Origin of the sequence: Oscillibacter sp. CU971, assembly GCF_905219725.1 — a bacterium.
Classification (GTDB): domain Bacteria; phylum Bacillota; class Clostridia; order Oscillospirales; family Oscillospiraceae; genus Oscillibacter.
In genome coordinates this window covers 1-1,293 of record NZ_CAJMXG010000511.1, presented here as the reverse complement: position 1 = coordinate 1,293, position 1,293 = coordinate 1, and the positions used below count along the sequence as shown (strand labels likewise).

The 1,293-nt window shown below is 57.2% G+C and carries 3 protein-coding genes; all 3 read left to right on the top strand.

Going from position 1 to position 1,293, the window contains the following annotated elements; translation table 11 throughout:
* The first annotated feature begins 41 nt into the window (after nt 1-41).
* Complete coding sequence (locus JX325_RS17020) at nt 42-548, top strand: CHAP domain-containing protein (protein ID WP_204792199.1); 507 nt, start codon at nt 42-44, stop codon at nt 546-548.
* Nucleotides 549-551: 3 nt separating this feature from the next.
* A complete protein-coding gene (locus JX325_RS17015; RefSeq protein ID WP_204792198.1) occupies nt 552-716 on the top strand; it encodes a hypothetical protein in 165 nt (54 codons plus the stop codon).
* 319 nt (nt 717-1,035) lie between these two features.
* Nucleotides 1,036-1,293: hypothetical protein (locus JX325_RS17010; protein WP_204792197.1), on the top strand; the 258-nt coding region annotated here is incomplete at its 3' end.

The following is a 1,293-nucleotide window of genomic DNA, read 5'->3' as shown; positions in this document are numbered from 1 at the left end:
GGAGGGGGACAGCGCCATGACCGGTAAGAAAGGACTGGGCGTTGCCCGGGGGGGGGGAGCTGGGCAATACGGAGAGCCCCGCCGGGAGCAATCGGACCAAGTACGGCAAGTGGTTCGGCCTGGACGGTTACGCCTGGTGTATGATATTCGTCATGTGGTGCTTCAGCCAGGCGGGAGCCCTTCAGTTCCTGCCCAAGCGGACGGCCTCCTGTGGGGACCTGATGCGCTCGGCAAAGGCGGCGGGCTGCTGGGTGACGGAGAACTACCGCCCCGGGGACGTGGTGATCTACGACTTCCCCGGCGGTGCGGCCACGGACCACACCGGCATCATTGAGAGCGTGACGGCCTCCGGGGTGGTGGCCATTGAGGGCAATAAGGCCGGGAGCCAGTCCAACGGCGGGCAGGTGTGCCGAAAGAGCAGGAAGTATAACGTGATCGTGGGCACGGTGCGCCCGAGATTTGAGGAGGACGACTTGAATATCGACAAGCTGACCGACGCCGACCTGGTGGAGCTGGCGGGGCGGATGCAGGCGGCCCTGGCGAAGTAGTCGGTGAGCGCCAAGCTGGCGCCGGAGCTTCAGGAGGCCAAGGCCCAGGGTATCACCGACGGGACCCGGTCGGCGGCCTTCGTTACCAGGGCCCAGGCCGCCGTAATGGCGCTGAGGGCGCAAAGGAGTAAGAAAAGCGGAGGGTTTCAGCCAATGTCATTAAATTAAGGATGTTAAGGGCCAGATACGGCGTATCTGGCCCTTAACGCAATCCGGCCAATTGGGTTGCGCCGTTTAGATAATTGTGAAAAAATAGTAAACAATGCTCAGACCACTTGACAGCCTCAGTATCACATTTAAAATAAAAGCATAATTATCGCCCAGACAAATTCGTAGCGCTATTGCGCATACCAGGGGCAAGAAGAAAACCATTTTAAATTTATAAATTAAGTGACGAATACGAAAGGCGACGCCCTCACAGATGAGAGGGTGCGTCTTTTGTGCTTTTCTGGCGATAGTTTTACAACTATCGAAACGAGGAAAAATTATGGAAAGGCTTGGAAATCGTCACAATTCAGACACTCAAACAGCTATATTTGAAGAAACAAGCGACACATTATCTATCGCCGACATGCTCAAACGCACTTTAGAGCGCACCAGCACCAGCGGCGAGGACATGACCCGCTCTCTGGGCCAGACAGCCCGCAATCAGAAACTGCCACCTGCAACCCTCATCAAGTTCCTGATTGCCGCCGAGGGTGGGCCGCTGGCGAAGGAGCTGCACCGCGCCGGGATTGACGCTACC